We start from the raw sequence: 14,242 nt of genomic DNA, 5'->3' as shown, positions 1-14,242 counted from the left end.
TATCCGTACAGATATACTCAGTACCGGTCACACGTCCTTGCATGGTCTTTTGGATCTCCATATCGGCTTCATCTGGTTCTTCTAATGGTTCTTCTTCAGTTTGGATCTCCATATCGGCTTCATCTGGTTCTTCTAATGGCGCTTTTTGGGTTGGCACCTCCCATTCCAGTGATTCCTCTAGTTCTTGCAATGGCTCTTTTTGGGGTGGGAGCTTATTTCTTGCTGGTTCAAGGACCTCAATGGACTTTATAATCTTCGCAGCCTTCTTCTTTATGTAAGTCGCTTCCACGAGGTCGCCAATGTGAATCCGGGACAAGTTAACAGATCCCTCCTCCAAATGTATACCATCCACAATAAGTATCATATCCGTACAGATATACTCAGTACCGGTCACACGTCCTTGAACAGTCTCTATGATATCCGTTTCGGCTTCATCTGGTTCTTCAAATGGTTCTTTTTGAGGTAAGAGCTCCTCTTGTACTGGGTCTTGGGTTATGGGTGGTTCGGGTAAGGCCCCCTTTCGTACCTTTTCAATTTTTTCAGTCTTCATAGACTCTCTTTTTGCTTCCTTGGTGGATCGCAGAATGACAAGAAAGGTCACAAGAGACAATACGAGTATTAAACAGATGAATTTCGCAATAGTCTTTGTCTTCATGTTCATTCTATTCCATTATTCCAATTGGGGCGAAGCTCCTAAGTTCACCCTTTTATCGCACATTTGACATGCGCATCGAAACCGTCAGTGATTACTGCCTGAGTACATTCCAATTCAACCCGTGTCTTTCTTGCAGCGCATTCCCCCAATTGTCAGAGATGACCTTACGCTTGTTGCTCAGGTATCCCGCCTACGTCGTGCACAAAACGCCCCATTTATCACGCAAGAATCATGCCTATCAAACAAGGTGATTGTCTTTGCTCTTAATTTCAAAGTGTTAAACCCAGTGAAACGAGAGTCCGGCGCCCAAGAATTGGATAATAAAATTCCTCATCATAAGGGGATGGATACGGGTCGTCCAGAAAGCGCCGGGATAAACCGCCATAGAGTATGGGATGCAAAAGCCCCACATGAAAGGAGTAGCTGAACCATCATGGCCCCGAGTCATGCGCGGGCAATCCCGCGCCACGCGGGACACGTGAAGCGTTGACAGGGGCAAGCGCCCCGACAGATCGGGATGTTCCACAGGCCGGGTATTGAGCTCCAAAATCACCCACTCCGGGGTGCCGACCTCGTCAGACGGTAGGGAAGGCAACACGGTGTGTGGCGTTATGGTCACCGAGTTGGCCACCGGTCCCGCGGAGTCAGAGACCCTGTGCATGCGTGGACACTTTATGCAGGAGAAGCGGGAGATCCCGCGAACTGGCCCCTTGTCGGGTGGCACAGCGAGGTCCGCGCCGTGAATCTTAAGGAGTACGACGGCGATGAACGGTTGCGGGAAGTCGGACAGCTCCATAGTACCTGTGGAAAATTAGGGGACATCCTTATTCAGCATTCATTATTCCTTGTTCGGTGTTCGATATTCTTACTTGCTTCGGGGTATGGTCTCTGGTTCGGTGAATACGGGTTTTGGTTCATTCATTCCGGGGGCCGCTTTATCCGAGTTTGCCGCTTTATAAGATCTGGCGAATTCGTCAATTTTTTCTTTTATTTTGTTTCTAAGTTCTTCCAGCTTGGAGACCTGCCCGTAGTCTTGAGTCTTCCACGTATCAGCATGCAGGGCGATCATGGAGTCACGATCCAGGGTTACGCCTTGGGCCAGGCGTACGTCAATGGTGTATATATATCCCGAAGATTTTTCAGAACCGCTTTTCAATTTGGAAGCCTTGACATCCACATCAAGCGAGGGCCCTCCTGCAGTAGAGAAGCATTCCATGGCAGTCAGCGTCTTAATTCCCGCATCGTTGAGCCTTGACTCAACATCTTTTTCAATTATCTTTCTTGTCAGCCCCTCGTTTTGGATTTCCGGTTTTAGTGTTCTTACGGCCACATGTAGTCCTTTAAGACCCTTTAGCGATATACGACCGATGTCGAGGCCGCCTGCAACCGAGGCGCTGAAAAAACCAAGCATGATAAAGACTAAGAATGCTGCTGTAACACTGCTTCGATGAAAAAGGTTTCGCATTTCCCGTATCCTCCCTTCAAATTTGGCAGATTGATAAACCAAATTTTTTATCACAGATGGGTCCTGAGTCAAGTCTTTTCCAGTGGCGTTGGTGAGGCTTGCGGCTCAAGGGTATGTTGTGAAAGATTTTACCACTTCTGAATGTGGATGAGTAAACATTTGGAATTAATGTGGGAAATTTATTACCCTTGCCGTGAGGTTATGTGTCCTATGGAGCTTTTAGCTGACGTTGTTTTTTAATAAATATGTCATTATTAAAGCAAGATAGCTGACTTTTATAACAATGGGCACAAAATGTGCATTTTGGCAGCATGGACTATGCCAGGGTTAAACCTGGGGAGAAATGCCTAGGGCTAGGCGGAAGAATAATGAAAACAGAGTTGAAAGATCATCTGCCATGGCGTCAAGCTGACAAGACATTTTTAATGATTATGGTCGGTTTAGTCATGATTTGTGTCCTGCCTCAGAGGTTGGGGGCTCAATATGCCGTCCACAATCGTCCAAAGCCGCTCATGGATTATGTGCCTCAGGAGATTGGGGTTTACGACACGATGTATTGGGAGCTGGACGAATCTGATTGTCGCGGTTGCCATGGTAACAGTCTGGCCGACCGTCACCACCTGACCCAGTTGGTTTTGGAGGATGGTCTATGCACACCCTGCCATGAAGTGACCCCAGAGCCCCCCTACGTTGCAGTAACCAGGGACTGTATGACCAGTGGTTGCCATAGTTGGGATGATCTGCAGATCAATGGGTGGCATCATAATACGGACTTGTCGGATTCCGGCAATTGTGTAGCCTGCCATGATCCCAATCTGGTTGATGCGCGTTCCCCAGAGAATGCTTCAGCTTATCCACCGTCAATAATTACTCCAACGCCTTTTAGCTGCGAAAACTGTCACTGGCTTCAGGACAGGGTGCCAGGCACAGGTCCGGATGATTCGGGCCACCCCTCAACGTATGAACACTACGGTAGTTCAGGTGGTTTCTCAGAGTACTCAAATCCCATCTACGGTAATTTTGAGACCCACCACATGGGATTCCAGGGAAATGTGTATGCAGGATGCTATCAGTGTCATTCTCAAGACCCCGGATATCCTTACTGGGACCCCTATGATTTGGAACTTATCCGGTATTGTGAGGCCTGTCACAGCGCTGATAGCCTTCACAGTATAGGACCTCATGTGCGTGACACGGATGGTTGGGAAGCGGCAGGCTTTCATGTGCCATCTACAAACACGCAGACCAGGGACGTCGATCCTGTTGTCTACAGGACACGGGATGCAACTAGTCCGTACGCGCCTGAAGCTACTCCAGGCTTTACAGAGAACCAAATGTGCGCCGGATGTCATGGGGACAGGTTGCCGGATTCGAATCCGCAAATCCCTCAATCCAAGCCTGCCTTGCAGGACATGTCGCCCATTGCGGGAATCTGTGATACCATTGTCACCATGAGTGGCGCATACTTTGGCCCTGAGCGCACTTCGGAAAGAAGCGTGAAGATCAGGCCCGTCTCCGGGGGTGAATGGGTGGATGTTCCCATCTATTCATGGACGGAGAACCGGATTGAATGGAAGCTTCGGTGCTGGACCTTTCCCCCCGGAAACTACTATGTGGCGGTTATGACTGAGGCAGGAAACAGCAGTCCTTTTAAGGTCTTTTCTTTGAGGGATTACCCCACCCTGCTGAGTGTCTCTCCGGCTTCAGGGCCGTGTCGTGAGATCCTAACGCTGTCGGGAAGCGGTGGTTTTGAGAATCGGCGTGAGCTAATGGCGTCCGATGGGTACACCGGCCTAACACACGTGGTTGACTTTGTGGCTTCTTGCGGCACTTACACGGCTACCAAGTACTCTGGCCCCCGGCAGTGGGCTGATACGCAGTTTCAGGTCATGTTTGGAGATGTGTATGAAGACCGGAAAGACGCCAACACAGGGCAGCGCAATTTTATCCAAGATCTGGATGAACCCCTGATTCGGCGGTGTGAGGATTTATGTCTGGGTGTGTACTCAGTCTACGTGAAGAGTATTTGCTTTGGGGACGAAGACAGTAGCGGCGATTTTAGCGCCGGTGATACCGTCTGTCAGGTGGTAAGCAGTGATCCTGTGTATTTCGAGCTTACGAGCAAATCCGTGCTTTATAAACTCAGCCCAGAGAGCATTGAGCGCTCCTATTATTGTGGTACACATCTCGTGAATAACATCCTTACAATTTATGGGCAAAACTTCGGCCCGAGCCAGCAGGCCGGTGATGTCGTCAGGATTGGCACTTCCGGCCAGTATGCAGTGGATCCTTTGACTAAGGGCATTATATTGCCCAGAGTGCGGTGGGATAGCATGAATCTCAAGGTAGGCGTAGACAAGCCTCACGTGCCCGACGGCGCTGTGGGTAGAGACGATATTGTCGTATGGGTGGTAAAAGACGGCAAGGCAACCAATGCACTGACAATTCAGATCCTGCACGATACTTGTCCTTAAGAGAGCATAACGGCGTGGGCACGTATAACAAGCAAAGAAGGGAGTACTTATGTGTGTTGCAGCGCCGATGAAAGTGATCAAGATCGACGGCGACAATGTCGTGGCCGAGCTTGGAGGGGTCACCAAGGAGGCCCGCCTCGATGTGGTGGATGAAATGCCGGAACTGGGCGACTACGTGGTGATTCATGCCGGCTTTGCCCTGCACCGGATTAACCCGGAGGACGCAAAGCTGTCGCTGGAACTATGGAAGGAAATGGGGGTAATCGACGTTGTGCCTGACTGAAAAGGCATGGCCTCAGGTGATTGCCTGACGAAGATCGAAAGAAGGTGACAAGATGAAGAACACGATTGAACAACTCATTGAGTTTGCAAAGGATTGGGGTTTAGAATTAGAGGTTGACCATGACGTGGAGTGGGCCGGAGAGCGTGTGCATCGTGTGCGTATGTCCGAAAAACAAGGAGTTGACGGCAATAAGGATCAGGTCTTTTTTTGGGTGAGATGTGAGCAGGAGAGTTTGTGTTTTTATGGTTCTATAAAGACTGCGGAAGAGTTGTCACATACGTATAACATAGAAGTCAAGAAGCTGGACTGGAGTGATGTGCCTGAAAACAAGACAGCCATGTGCTTGAGGCTCAGTGATATCAACCTTGGCGATAATATTCACAAAGAAATCATACGATATTTTTTGAATAGTCGGGCACAGGATTTTGGCAAGGAGCTTAGCATGCAGATCTCTGGTTCCATGGGCGGATGTGGAGGGGTGTAGGACCAAAGGAGTAACTCATTGGGAAAAAAGAGCAGGCTCAAAAAGGAAAGAAAGCAGCGTCAGCTGGAAGAGGCCATCAAGAAGCCCGTGGAAGAGGAAACGAAAGCTTTTTTGAAGAGACGTAGGGTGGCTGGTGGGAAGGCTTACAGGCTTTCGTACCTGATTTCGATGATAGTCAATTTTATGATCTATCGCTCAATAAAGACCGGCATCCAGCTTCCGTCGGTCCGTCCGAATGAGGAAGAGCTTGATGAGAATCGTCTTCAAGGGCTTCACACGGACCTGGGGCTTGAGTGTGGCAACCTGGGCATAGAACCCCAGGATGTCATTGCCGAAGTGGTGTCCCCCTTGGCTGGAAATGAGGTCCTGATGGGGAAGGTACTTAAGAAGAACTACGATATTTTGGAATCCTTAATTCCCTCTGAGAACTTTCGCCAGATGATTGAGGGCCAGATTGAGAACCCCGACACATGGGGGGATAGCTTGAACAACTATAAAGAGCGGAAAGGGGACTATTTCGAGGCAATCAAAGAACTTTTCAGCTATAATTTGTCAATTGTCCGCTCTGATGTTGATGAGGGGTTCCAAGAGCCAGATCCCGGGAAAAAACTTGCCCAGATCAAAGAAAAGTATGGATTTGAATCTGAGGATTTCGAAAAACTCAGGCGTCGTGCCACAGAGTTTTTGAGAGTAGCTTTTGCCAATTATCTGGAAATCGATTTTCAGGGAGTAAGGATGGAGGTTGATGCCAGAGCTTACGGAATGAAGGGTGAAGATGATGAACCTCTTCACTAGTAGAGTCTGCTTGTTCAGCCTCTATTTACCGCAGAGTCGCAGCCTCCGGCCTTTGGGGCTACTCGGGAGGTAAGACGGAGGCATGGTTTTAATCCAATATTTGTCACTCATTTTCCTAAGAGTATAAGCTGCATTAACCACATTTTTGACCCCGATTTTATGGTGCATCGTCTAACCAATTGAGATTATAGGACCTAGTGGCAATTCCACTGATATTGTTAGCTTGGTAAGGTTATTGTCTATCTTAAGTGGAACATCCCATTATTGACAAAAACGACAATTTATGCAAGGCGTAGTAAACGTCTCGGCCAATAAGAGATATTGTCTTCCGAAAAGAGCGTTCACCATCTTGTTTATTTTAAATGTAGCCTGCTCTTCCGCTTAGGGCGCTGCCCGTAAAAACCTGGCGGTTCGATGCGAGGTTGGAAATGACGCTTTGGCTTAGACCTCTGCCCCGCCGGTTTCTATGGAATAATTGGTTCGGCCTTATTAGCTATAGCTGTTTTTTTTTTGCGCAGGCCGGCCAAAGGAGGTGATGTCTGAACCTTTGGATGAAGCCTTTTTGACACGGCCCTGCCACATAGCCGTGTCCCCACGGAAAGGAGGAGACGTATGTACAAGAAATTTGCCATCGGCCTGGCACTGGTTTGTGTGTTTGCTTTTGCGGGGGCAGCCGTCGCGGCACCGCCGTTTGGGGCGCCATGGATGATCTCCTATGACGGGTACCTGCAGCAAACGGTTGGACCCCAAACCCTGCAGGCGGATACTCTGATCGTGGTGACCAATAGCCACCCTTCAAGGAACATGGGGGTCTGGATCGAGGTTTTTGATAAATACGGAGTCTCAGTCTATGCAGGGACCTTCTATAACGGGGGAGGTCTGTTGTCCGGCAACATCCTGCCCGGAAATCAATGGTGCTGGATTACCCTTGGTATGGTAGTCCCCCGAGCCACAGTAGATCCATGGGGCTTCGCCGCCGGCGAAAAGTTTTCTTTCAGGATCTATACCGCGCCTAGTGTCACCGCCCCGGTCGTGGAGGTCAAGCAGGTCGTTTACAGCACGCCTACGGAGATTCCTCCTGGAGAGCTCATTTGGCAGTCTCAGTATTTCAAGACATGGAGTGAAGCCGCCCTGGGTGGGCTTAATGGCACCGGCGTTGTCAAGGCGCCTTAATGTCAGAACATTGCAGTTTTCAGAGGGCTGAAAAGGACAGGTGATTTAGCTCCCTGTCCTTTTTTATGTTTGCAGGAGAGGGGGGCAGTGCTTTTTTCTGGATCTGGTTCTACCGTTTCTCACTCTTTGGATGAAAGCCGTGCTTCTAATCAGGGGAAGTGCAAAGGGAGTCGACAATGAAGCTATTAAAAAGCGAGTTTGTGGCCCATAGGGTGCAGTGCTTCAGAGTGGTCTTAATTACCCTGGTTGGTTGGGTTCTGGTTGCATCATCGAGTACACTGGCTGCGGATATCACAGTGGATGCTTCAGTAAACGAGGGGGTATTCGACAACATAGCCGGCGGCATCAATTTCTGGGGGCCAACCGAGATTTCAGAACGGTTCAGAAGTGAAGTCGGTGCGGACCTTTACCGACTCAAATTGAGAATGGACCAAGTGGAGTGCGATGCGGATACAAATACATATAGCAACTACCGCCTTGAAGGGACAGCCCCCTCCGAGGCCGTTGATGTCATCGCTAATGCCAACCTGGCTGCCGAGAACGGGTGCAAAATCGTGCTGCAGGTATACGGCATTCCCAAATGGCTCTCCACCTCAATAGACGAAAATGTGGTCACCAATAATCTGCCTAACTATGCGAAATATCCTCCGGAAGATTATTACGTGTGGGCAAAGGTGGTGTACGCCGGATTCCGGTCGCTCAAGAACGCTGGTTTGAACAGGATCGATTATTGTGAGGTCTTTGGTGAGCCTAATTGCGGATCAACGTGGTACATGCAAAAGATGCCTTGTTTGGTCGATGGTGAAGTTGTCTATAATTGCGCAGTGAATGGACTCCGGCATAATACCTTTCAGGTCATGAAAAACTTCCTCCGAGTATATAAGTATACCGCCATGGGCGCCAGAGCGGCGGAGCCGGACATTGTAGTCGGTGGGCCTGCCATAGTCCCCAATATATCAGGTATATGGTGGACCAGGTACCTCTGCCATTTCTTGCGATTCTACAATCAGCCCATGGGCTTTTATTCCTGGCATTGGTACGGGGTTGATGAAGTCTTGTCATCCATGCTGGGCAAGATGGCGCCCTATGAGCCGCTTAGTGAATCTGTGATCAAGTATTTCTATAAGCAAGACCTTGAAGCGCAGGGATTTCCGCCTGATTATGTGCGGGTCTTCTTATACGATATTTACGACTACCTCAAAGACTTGGAGCAATGGGGCCAGGTGGCCGTCCGCTCGCCCTATTCTTTTGTTTCATCCAATCTGTACAGAATCATGGCTGAAGAAGGTCTTAGTTCAAATGAGCTTTTCCTGACGGAATGGAATGTAAACCATATCCCGGACAGGCGACATGATACACATTATGGGGCCTCGTTTGTGACGAAAGGGCTCATGGACATTGCCAATAGCGTTACCGACGGGCAAACGTATTACTTTCTTGCTTCCAAACCTTACTACGATGATAATGGATATGGGGGGGGGTGGAGCCTTTTTACTTTGGATGGAAGCAATGTGCCGAAGGCCAGTTTTAATGCCTTCAAGCTGTTTTCCATGTTGGGAGAAAATGCCGAGCAGATTTCAGCAATCTGTTCGCAGTCTGATCTATACGCCATTGCCACAAAAGACACAGATGCAGTCTCTTTGCTGGCAACATACTATGTGGTACCCGATAATCCATGGGATCCGGATTATACCTTGAGTAAATCCGTAACGCTCAGGGTGGAGAATGTGCCTTTTCCCTCCTATAACTATGAAATCTACCTCATAGACGGTGGTCACTCCAACAGCTACTACGGTTCCGGACCGGAGCTCGAAATGATAGATGGTGGAACCGGCAGTGGAGGGTTTGAGAAGGTCATGGATTTATCGGTTTATGGTGTGGTGATGGTGAAGCTTCGGCAGCCCGAGTAGCCTCGGTAGGGTGCGGGAGATCCCCGATTTTTCTCAACGTCACTGAAGCTTCATAGACGATCCTCTACAAAAATGACCAGTCCGCAGGATTGATTTTGCCCCAGCCGATTTCGCCCTGTTTTGGAGGTCATCTAAGCTCGCCGGAATCGAGTGGTTTTTCGAGTTCGTCTTTGCGGAAAAAGTCCATATCACTGCTGAGGCCATCGTTGCCGAAGTCGTCATCGTCGATGCCTTTTGTGGGAAAATCGGCAAAGGATGAAAAGTCATCGTCCATGGTGGATGGCAAGGGTGGAAACGTTGGCGCTTCGGACGTATCAAAGGGTGATCTTTGTGCTCGGACGAAGTCTTGCTCTGTGTCAGAGAAATCGAAGGGTCTGGGAGCCTTGTCAGGGGGCTCAGAAGGCTTGGCTATAGTTTGGGTTCGCTTGCTTTTTTTTTCTGCGGGTATTGCGGTCGAAGGCTTTTTCTCGCCAGGCGCGGCAGGCGCCGGGGATGATACGTCTGTGTCAGCGATGTGACTGGTTACCTTCGGCGTTTCGGTGGTGTCAGGCTTCTCGCTTTTAGGTTTCAGGATAAAGATGGATGCTACAAGGACCAGCGCGGCAAATGCTACATAAATGGCTATTTTCATTTTAACATCACCTCTTATCTGTAGTTTATTACTGGAAGGAGGGAATGGATTCCATTTTCCAGCTTCTTGTCTTGCGGTCGAATATGCACCGCCCGTTCGTTTCACTCACTAGAGACACTGAGTGCTCTCCATAATAAATTTTATAATACCATGAATGGCCGATCTTGACGAGGGGTTTTTTGAGCTTTTTAGTTACAAAGACACGAAGGCACTGAGATAACGGGGCTATTGTGACTTTGACCAGGTTATGGAGTCCATATGATTTTGGTTGTAAAATAAGTTGTGAAACGGTATTATAAATTTTAGTTTATTATCAACGAAATTCGTGTTTTTTCTGACAGAAAGAACTTATGTCCCACTGCTGAGACGCAAAGGACTCAGAGTTTAAGAGTTTTTTTGTTTTGCGTTGAGAGGACGAAAAACAAAAAGAAAGGCATAATTAGGCTAATAATTCGAAGGTATAGTGCCTTTAGATCAGAGAGTGTGGTTTTTGAATTGTCGTGTCTCACTACAATTCAAAGAATAAACTTCTTTTCGTTCCCTTGGGCTATGCAGTGAAAAAAACTGTAACAACACAGGAAGTTACTCAGAAAGCGGTGGAAATAGTCCAGGCGTTTTTTGCGGACCACATGGACGATGATCAGGCTTTCTTGCCTGAAGTCCTTAAATCCACAGGCATCTGGATGGCGATTTGCAGCCAGCAGGTCCTGTCGATTTTTTTCCTGAACGAAAAGGAACAGCAAAGAATTGATCTGTGCAAAAACAAAGGCGTTCATCCATTTCCCGGGTTTATGATAGGGGAAAGTGAGCGTCCTTCAGATCAACGGGCAAGCTACAGTGTGACCAGCCCGTTTCGTTTTTACTCATCAAAACGCACCTCTGATACATATGTATTTTCCCTGGGCCGGGGTGCAAGTTGCATTGTTACAGATCATGTTCATGAAAAAGCTGACAGTTCAGGAAACAAGTCTTCCTATGCAGTAGATCTTGTGTTTATGCTTGGCCGGGACGAATATGATACGTGGGCTGAATTAGAACCAAGGCTTACGTCACTCCTTGATTATTGCCTGGAGGTGTGGAAGCGTTCGTGACGTTCAGGGATGTTGGGTCCGATGTTATTGGTGTTTATTTAAACGCAGACAACCGATACATGTTTTCAAGCCGCCAGGGGCAAGATGGGCAAGTAATATTATGGGGGAACGATGAAATACGTTGGCTTCAAAGAGTATGTAAGGGAAGTCCTTAAAACTGCAAAATACGTACGAGATGCTGAAACTGGTTGTGTTGTGGCAACAACCTCTGTTTTGCCGGGTTGCATGACACAAGGCGATGATTTTGAAGATGCGCGGGACAATCTCATAGATGCCATAGAGCTTTGGGTTACAGTTGGCTTAAGAGAAGGCGAAGAAATCCCGGTAGTCAATGGGGTGGAGTTGGCAAGTGCTATGGAGCAGTTGGAAGCTAAGGAAGGTTTAAGTAAAGCAACTTATGGCTAAGATATTTTCCTGTTCAAGAGCAGAGCTGATAAGAAGGCTTAATAAGCTTGGTTTTGAAGGCCCCTTCGGAGGGGGTAAGCATAGCTACATGAAGAGGGGCAAATACAGGCAGATTATCCCAAATCCGCATGGCAAAGAGATTTCATCAGAATTGGTAAAAGAAATACTTAAACAGGCTAGGATTCCAACAGATGAGTGGCTTGGTGATTCTTGAGTATTGCGAGAAAGGTCTGTCATATTGTGATACGTGGGACATTCGAGTTTAGAATTCATAGGTTGGCGCTTATTGTTCTGACGGCAACAGTGGCATTACTGTTGTACGCGGTCAACCCGGGTTTTGCCGGGCCTTATCTCGATTCGGCCCACGGTAGCAGCACATATGGTGTCAATCGGGATAGAACGGCGGCGGTCGGGTACGCAACGGGCAATTGTGCCCATTGTCACGAGCAGCATGGAAGTATAGGCGGCGAAGTGTTGGGCCCCCATGAGTACGCGCTCTTTTATGATTTTGTTACCACCCGGTGCGACCTGTTTTGCTACTGGTGCCACAGAGGTATGAACAGCGAAGGTCAGGCCGTGGTCAATTATCCTTATAGTGTCAATTTTGGAGGTGCGACACAGCATTACGCGAACATACGGGAACAATTCTGTGCCTTGGATTCACAGTTTGCCAATTGCGGGTCCAGCCACGACCTGAAAGCAATCCGGGATTTTATGGAAGGTAAATGGGGATTTGGCTCCAGTCCTGATCCTTGTTCAGGGTGTCACAATCCTCATCTGGTTCAAAGGGACTGGGAAGTAGAGATTGCGCAGGGCAAGCTCAAGACCGCCATCTCGCGACCCTCTGACCACAACAATCTCTGGGGTGATGATATAGACGAACGGATGAGCTCCTACAATAACTATCAGGCCCCGTATTACGGCAATGGACCATGGAGCCCCGAGAATGGACCATTTGAGCCTGCGGGTAATACCACTTCCGACGGTTCCAATATGCCGGATTACGTGACCTTCTGCCTGGATTGCCACAAAGATCCACAATATGATCAAGAGAGAGGCGCAACTGTAAAGGCGATTGACTGGACTGCAGACAGACACGGCGAGTATCTTGCCAATACCTGTAATCAGGGCATTGCCTTTGAGGGAACGCTAAAGGCCCCTTATGTGGACTCAGCGAATTCCAACTATGTACTTTCCTGCACAGACTGCCATGAACCCCACGGCGCTAAACGGAAGCCGCATCTGATCAGAAGGTGGATAAACGGTGTGCTTGTTGCTGAAGATACTGGAACATGCGATGAGATCGCAGATTGGTATGCAACCTGCCAGACTTGCCACAACATTCCCGTTGATCATGATCAGTGGGGGGGCTGTGGGGTATGTCACGGTCATGGATACAGGTTTTACGGGGCGGGGCCATGCAATAATGAGCCTACGTTTTAGGGGAACGCCTAAGTTTATTTTAGCCGGCAGATTGCAATGACTGTACCAGCCAAAAGGTTGAAAATCGCAATTGTAGGTGGGGGCGCTGCCTGTTTGGCCGTTTTGCAGAGGTTCCTTGCCCATGAAGATGTTCAGATGCCAGAAATAGTGGGTGTGGCCGATATTGATGAAGGAGCCGCGGGATTTCAATTTGCAAGACAACAGGGGATATTTACCACCACGGATTACAAAGATTTTTACGACCTTGAAGACCTGAAGTTTATCATTGAACTCACTGGAACCGATGAGGTTCGTGACACCATCATTCGAACCAAGCCAACCCACATCCAAGTCATAGATCATGTTAACGCGAGTTTTTTCTGGCAAGTTTGCAGCTATTTAGAAGAGAAATCTCTGCTTGTAGAGGAACTTGCGAAAACCAGGGATTTCTTGCGGACCATGATAGACGGCATTGGAGAGGACATCCTGGTCATTGATAAGGATTTGAGGATTGTGGAAGTAAACGAATCATATTTAAGAAGAAGGGAGGTGACAAGGGAACAGGTCATAAACAAGTATTGCTTTGCAGTATTCAAGAGCCTGGGTGAACCCTGTCTCTTGGAGCAAGGGAAATGCCCCGTTACCTCTCCTGTGGCTTTGACGCAAACCCAGTGTAACATGGTCAAGTTTACGGACAGGAAAGGCGACTTGTGCTATCACGAGACTTCCTGGTATCCTATAAGAAACGAACGAGGTGATGTCGCCTATGGCGTTAAGATCATACGGAATGTAACTGAAACCAGAATACTCCAAAAGAGAATCAGAGAATCTGATGAAAAGTATAGGAAACACGTTTCTCGGGAACTGCACGATGGGATTGGTCAGGCATTGAATACCATGGGTTTGTATTTGTCCCTGGCCAAAGACGGGTTGACAGAAAGCAGGCATACAGCCATGGAACACTTGTCCAAGGCTGAATTGCTCTTGGAACAGACAGTCCGGGAAACGGATCGATTGGCCATGAATCTACGGCCTTCTGCGTTGGATGACCTGGGCTTGATCCCTGCTTTGCGTTCTCTTTGTGAGGATTTTGACGCCAGGACCGGTATTCGCATTGTCCTAAAAACAAGTCTTGCCGGTAAGCTTGGGAATAAGGATGTGGAAACAGCCCTTTACCGGATCGTTCAGGAAGGCTTATGCAACATTGAGAAGCACGCCCGCGCCATTCACGCCGTTGTGGAGCTAAAGAAAAGGGACTCTAAAATTGTTTTGCGCATTGAAGATGACGGGTCAGGATTTGACACTCGCGAAGCTTTAAACAAAGGTTTGGGGCTGCTTGGCATGGAGGAAAGAACCCGCCTTTTGGGGGGGAATATGACCCTTGAATCGAAAGAGAATCGAGGGACTGAGATAAGGATTGAATTTTTCTGTGAAAACCTTGCATAAGCAGACGT

15 protein-coding genes are annotated in these 14,242 nt (G+C 48.4%); 11 read left to right on the top strand and 4 right to left on the bottom strand.

The window, feature by feature from the left end; all coding sequences use genetic code 11:
• The 3 genes from JW883_12615 to JW883_12605 all read right to left on the bottom strand — a co-directional run.
• The coding region (locus tag JW883_12615) for a hypothetical protein (GenBank protein MBN1843106.1) at window positions 1–655 on the bottom strand (655 nt) is incomplete at its 3' end.
• Between the two features lie 277 nt (window positions 656–932).
• Window positions 933–1,451, bottom strand: a complete 519-nt coding sequence (locus tag JW883_12610; GenBank protein MBN1843105.1) for a hypothetical protein — start codon at window positions 1,449–1,451, stop codon at window positions 933–935.
• 69 nt (window positions 1,452–1,520) lie between these two features.
• A complete protein-coding gene (locus JW883_12605; GenBank protein MBN1843104.1) occupies window positions 1,521–2,120 on the bottom strand; it encodes a hypothetical protein in 600 nt (199 codons plus the stop codon).
• A gap of 368 nt (window positions 2,121–2,488) precedes the next feature.
• Between JW883_12605 and JW883_12600 the strand changes: the two genes are divergently transcribed.
• The 6 genes from JW883_12600 to JW883_12575 all read left to right on the top strand — a co-directional run bounded on the left by JW883_12600 (window position 2,489) and on the right by JW883_12575 (window position 9,239).
• Window positions 2,489–4,594, top strand: coding sequence for a hypothetical protein (locus tag JW883_12600; GenBank protein MBN1843103.1), 2,106 nt, complete (start codon window positions 2,489–2,491; stop codon window positions 4,592–4,594).
• Between the two features lie 49 nt (window positions 4,595–4,643).
• On the top strand, window positions 4,644–4,877 hold the full coding sequence (locus tag JW883_12595) for a HypC/HybG/HupF family hydrogenase formation chaperone (protein MBN1843102.1): 234 nt from the start codon (window positions 4,644–4,646) through the stop codon (window positions 4,875–4,877).
• 52 nt (window positions 4,878–4,929) lie between these two features.
• On the top strand, window positions 4,930–5,361 hold the full coding sequence (locus tag JW883_12590; GenBank protein MBN1843101.1) for a hypothetical protein: 432 nt from the start codon (window positions 4,930–4,932) through the stop codon (window positions 5,359–5,361).
• 18 nt (window positions 5,362–5,379) lie between these two features.
• Window positions 5,380–6,156: a hypothetical protein gene (locus JW883_12585; GenBank protein ID MBN1843100.1), complete on the top strand. Its 777-nt coding sequence runs from the start codon at window positions 5,380–5,382 to the stop codon at window positions 6,154–6,156.
• Between the two features lie 612 nt (window positions 6,157–6,768).
• The gene (locus tag JW883_12580) at window positions 6,769–7,329 is read left to right on the top strand and encodes a hypothetical protein (protein MBN1843099.1); all 561 of its coding nucleotides are present in this window, start codon (window positions 6,769–6,771) and stop codon (window positions 7,327–7,329) included.
• Between the two features lie 176 nt (window positions 7,330–7,505).
• On the top strand, window positions 7,506–9,239 hold the full coding sequence (locus tag JW883_12575) for a hypothetical protein (GenBank protein ID MBN1843098.1): 1,734 nt from the start codon (window positions 7,506–7,508) through the stop codon (window positions 9,237–9,239).
• A 127-nt stretch (window positions 9,240–9,366) separates the two neighbouring features.
• On the opposite strand, the gene JW883_12570 is transcribed toward JW883_12575, so the two are convergent.
• Window positions 9,367–9,870: a hypothetical protein gene (locus JW883_12570; protein MBN1843097.1), complete on the bottom strand. Its 504-nt coding sequence runs from the start codon at window positions 9,868–9,870 to the stop codon at window positions 9,367–9,369.
• 554 nt (window positions 9,871–10,424) lie between these two features.
• Here JW883_12570 and JW883_12565 point away from each other — a divergent pair.
• The 5 genes from JW883_12565 to JW883_12545 all read left to right on the top strand — a co-directional run bounded on the left by JW883_12565 (window position 10,425) and on the right by JW883_12545 (window position 14,234).
• Window positions 10,425–10,961, top strand: a complete 537-nt coding sequence (locus tag JW883_12565) for a hypothetical protein (GenBank protein ID MBN1843096.1) — start codon at window positions 10,425–10,427, stop codon at window positions 10,959–10,961.
• 111 nt (window positions 10,962–11,072) lie between these two features.
• Entirely contained in the window at window positions 11,073–11,366 is a 294-nt protein-coding gene (locus tag JW883_12560) for a type II toxin-antitoxin system HicB family antitoxin (protein MBN1843095.1), read from the top strand.
• Window positions 11,359–11,580 carry a type II toxin-antitoxin system HicA family toxin gene (locus JW883_12555; protein ID MBN1843094.1) on the top strand — a complete coding sequence of 74 codons (222 nt, stop codon included), beginning with the start codon at window positions 11,359–11,361 and terminating at the stop codon, window positions 11,578–11,580. The genes JW883_12560 and JW883_12555 overlap by 8 nt, the downstream gene beginning before the upstream one ends.
• Window positions 11,577–12,809 carry a hypothetical protein gene (locus JW883_12550; GenBank protein ID MBN1843093.1) on the top strand — a complete coding sequence of 411 codons (1,233 nt, stop codon included), beginning with the start codon at window positions 11,577–11,579 and terminating at the stop codon, window positions 12,807–12,809. The genes JW883_12555 and JW883_12550 overlap by 4 nt, the downstream gene beginning before the upstream one ends.
• Window positions 12,810–12,845: 36 nt before the next feature.
• The gene (locus tag JW883_12545) at window positions 12,846–14,234 is read left to right on the top strand and encodes a PAS domain-containing protein (protein ID MBN1843092.1); all 1,389 of its coding nucleotides are present in this window, start codon (window positions 12,846–12,848) and stop codon (window positions 14,232–14,234) included.
• Window positions 14,235–14,242 lie beyond the last annotated feature (8 nt).

This window comes from Deltaproteobacteria bacterium (assembly GCA_016930875.1).
Lineage (GTDB): Bacteria > Desulfobacterota > Desulfobacteria > Desulfobacterales.
This window is presented reverse-complemented; position numbering and strand designations above follow the sequence as displayed.

Bases quoted from the DNA above. Each gene is read 5' to 3' on its own strand.
- JW883_12575 (MBN1843098.1), top strand. From the start codon at position 7,506: ATGAAGCTATTAAAAAGCGAGTTTGTGGCCCATAGGGTGCAGTGCTTC.
- JW883_12555 (MBN1843094.1), top strand. From the start codon at position 11,359: ATGGCTAAGATATTTTCCTGTTCAAGAGCAGAGCTGATAAGAAGGCTT.
- JW883_12570 (MBN1843097.1), bottom strand. From the start codon at position 9,870: ATGAAAATAGCCATTTATGTAGCATTTGCCGCGCTGGTCCTTGTAGCA.
- JW883_12600 (MBN1843103.1), top strand. From the start codon at position 2,489: ATGAAAACAGAGTTGAAAGATCATCTGCCATGGCGTCAAGCTGACAAG.
- JW883_12590 (MBN1843101.1), top strand. From the start codon at position 4,930: ATGAAGAACACGATTGAACAACTCATTGAGTTTGCAAAGGATTGGGGT.
- JW883_12605 (MBN1843104.1), bottom strand. From the start codon at position 2,120: ATGCGAAACCTTTTTCATCGAAGCAGTGTTACAGCAGCATTCTTAGTC.
- JW883_12560 (MBN1843095.1), top strand. From the start codon at position 11,073: ATGAAATACGTTGGCTTCAAAGAGTATGTAAGGGAAGTCCTTAAAACT.
- JW883_12610 (MBN1843105.1), bottom strand. From the start codon at position 1,451: ATGGAGCTGTCCGACTTCCCGCAACCGTTCATCGCCGTCGTACTCCTT.
- JW883_12580 (MBN1843099.1), top strand. From the start codon at position 6,769: ATGTACAAGAAATTTGCCATCGGCCTGGCACTGGTTTGTGTGTTTGCT.
- JW883_12545 (MBN1843092.1), top strand. From the start codon at position 12,846: ATGACTGTACCAGCCAAAAGGTTGAAAATCGCAATTGTAGGTGGGGGC.
- JW883_12595 (MBN1843102.1), top strand. From the start codon at position 4,644: ATGTGTGTTGCAGCGCCGATGAAAGTGATCAAGATCGACGGCGACAAT.